The sequence below is a fragment of the Aquitalea aquatica genome (assembly GCF_013911085.1).
GTDB lineage: Bacteria > Pseudomonadota > Gammaproteobacteria > Burkholderiales > Chromobacteriaceae > Aquitalea > Aquitalea aquatica.
In genome coordinates this window covers 1-2,626 of record NZ_JACERN010000016.1, presented here as the reverse complement: position 1 = coordinate 2,626, position 2,626 = coordinate 1, and the positions used below count along the sequence as shown (strand labels likewise).

Sequence of the window (2,626 nt, the reverse complement as noted above, 5' to 3'; positions counted from 1 at the left end):
CCCTTCACAATGCGCTCGATGTCTTCCAGCGCGCCAATCACCGCACGCTTGCCAGTCAGGCGGGCAAATTCGCAGGCGGCTTCCACTTTCGGACCCATCGAGCCGGCAGCAAAGCCCAGCTTGTCCATTTCGTCCGGGTGGGCGTGACGGATGGCCTTGGCTTCCGGAGTACCCCAGCCAACAAACACGCTCTTCACGTCGGTGGCGATGACAAAGTAGTCAGCATCCACTTCGCGCGCCAGCAGGGCCGAGGCCAGGTCTTTGTCGATCACCGCTTCCACGCCCACCAGCTTGTCACCCTGGTACATGGTGGGGATGCCACCACCGCCAGCGGCGATCACCACGGCACCTTTTTCGATCAGCCATTTGATCGGGCGCATTTCGAAGATGCGTTGCGGTTTCGGGCTCGGTACCACGCGGCGGTAGTAGTCGCCGTCAGCTTTCACCGTCCAGCCGTGGCTGGCAGCCATGGCTTCGGCCTCTTCCTTGTTGTACACCGGGCCAACAAACTTGGTCGGGTTCTGGAAGGCCGGGTCGGCGGCGTCCACTTCGGTCTGGGTGAGGATGGTGGCCAGCGGCACTTCGAACGGCAGTACGTTGCCCAGTTCCTGTTCGATCATGTAGCCGATCATGCCTTCGGTCTGTGCGCCCAGTACGTCGAGCGGATACGGGGTGACCTTGCCATCAACGTGGCGGGCGTAGGCGTCGTTTTGCAGACCCAGCAGGCCTACTTGCGGGCCGTTGCCGTGGCACATCACCAGGTTGTGGCCGAGCCGGGTGACGGCGGCCAGTTGTTCGGCGGCCACCTTGACGTTGGCGCGTTGGTTGTCAGCGGTCATGGCTTCGCCACGACGTTGCAGGGCATTGCCGCCCAGGGCTACGACGACTCGCATGATGTTTCCTTTCCTGCCCCGCCCCGCTGTGTTTGGGGTGGCGGCGTTGATGGCCTGCTTGGGCAGTCCATCTGATTTCTGATGTGGTGGCCGGACTTCCCGTGGGAAGGCGGGGCCGGGATGGGGGGGTGAGATCCGGCTGAGTGAGGGGGGGCCGGATCTCGGGCCACTCCACGGCTTCAGGGGTGTGCCGTCGCGGAGGGTAAAACGGTGTTGCGGTCAGACTTTAACGACTGGCAATGCGGCAGGGCTTTGCCACATTGCCAATTCCGAGGTGGCTGGCGAGCGAGCCACAGCAGGCCGGTGAGCGCCGCAGCACAGCTGCCGCAGTGGACATCAAGTCCATGAGGACAGCGCGCAGCGCCGACCACCGGAATGCAAAGGCGCAGCCGTCAGACGCCCGGAATTCAGTCGCCCAGGGTGGCGACCAGAATAGCCTTGATGGTGTGCATGCGGTTCTCGGCTTGCTCGAAGGCAATGCAGGCTTCGCTTTCGAACACGTCTTCGGTCACTTCAATGCCATTGGCCAGGTCCGGGTATTGCGCAGCGATTTCCTTGCCTACCTTGGTTTCGCTGTTGTGGTAAGCCGGCAGGCAGTGCATGAACTTGACTTGCGGGTTCTGGGCAGCAGCCATCAGCGCGGCATTCACTTGGTAAGGCTTCAGCAGGCGGATACGTTCGGCCCATACTTCGGCCGGTTCGCCCATCGAGACCCAGACGTCGGTGTGGATGAAGTCGGTGCCTTTGACAGCTTCGGCGGCATCTTCGGTCAGGGTGATGCGCGCACCGGTACGGGCAGCGATTTCACGGCATTCGGCCACCAGTTCGTCGGTCGGCCACAGGTGTTTCGGCGCGCCGATACGTACGTCCATGCCCAGCTTGCTGCCGATTACCAGCAGGGAGTTGCCCATATTGTTGCGGGCGTCACCCAGGTAGGTGTAGCTGATTTGCGAGATCGGCTTGTCGCTGTTTTCCCACATGGTCAGCACGTCGGCCAGCATCTGGGTGGGGTGCCATTCGTCGGTCAGGCCGTTGTACACCGGGACGCCGGCAAACTTGGCCAGTTCGTTCTCGACCATCTCTTGGTCGAAACCACGGTATTCGATGGCGTCATACATGCGACCCAGTACGCGGGCGGTATCTTTCATCGATTCCTTGATACCGATCTGCGAGCCGGACGGTCCGAGGTAGGTCACATTGGCGCCCTGGTCGTAGCAGGCCACTTCGAAAGCACAACGGGTACGGGTAGAGGTCTTTTCGAAAATCAGGGCGATGTTCTTGCCCTTCAGGTGTTGCTGTTCGGTGCCGGTGTACTTGGCGCGTTTCAGATCGCGGGCCAGGTCGAGCATGTAGCGGATTTCGCGCGGGGTGAAGTCCAGCATGCGGAGGAAGTTGCGGTTGCGCAGATTGAAAGCCATGGTAACGCTCCTTGTTTCGGTGCCGGGTGGCGGGCTTGGGCCAACGCCACCGGGCGATATTGATGCAATGTTCGAAAGGTCTTAGATCTTCACTTCGTCACGGATGATCGGGCAGGTCATGCAGTGACCACCGCCACGGCCGCGGCCCAGTTCGGAGGCCGGAATCTCGATCACTTCCACCCCGTGCTGACGCATCAGCTTGTTGGTGTAGGTGTTACGGTCGTAGGCCACCACCACGCGGCGATCCAGGGCCACCACGTTGTTACCGTCATCCCATTGTTCGCGTTCACGCTGGTAGGCATCGCCAGCGGTCTG

3 protein-coding genes are annotated in these 2,626 nt (G+C 61.5%); all 3 read right to left on the bottom strand.

Translation table 11 applies throughout. From position 1 onward, the window contains the following. Window positions 1–893: carbamate kinase (gene arcC / locus H2Z84_RS04430; protein WP_181834904.1), on the bottom strand; the 893-nt coding region annotated here is incomplete at its 3' end. Between the two features lie 407 nt (window positions 894–1,300). Continuing rightward, complete coding sequence (locus H2Z84_RS04425; protein ID WP_181834903.1) at window positions 1,301–2,311, bottom strand: ornithine carbamoyltransferase; 1,011 nt, start codon at window positions 2,309–2,311, stop codon at window positions 1,301–1,303. 81 nt (window positions 2,312–2,392) lie between these two features. Continuing rightward, the coding region (locus tag H2Z84_RS04420; protein WP_258869288.1) for an arginine deiminase family protein at window positions 2,393–2,626 on the bottom strand (234 nt) is incomplete at its 5' end.

What these genes read in the sequence shown, in the direction of transcription:
- H2Z84_RS04425 (WP_181834903.1), bottom strand. Translation starts at nt 2,311, where the DNA reads ATGGCTTTCAATCTGCGCAACCGCAACTTCCTCCGCATGCTGGACTTC.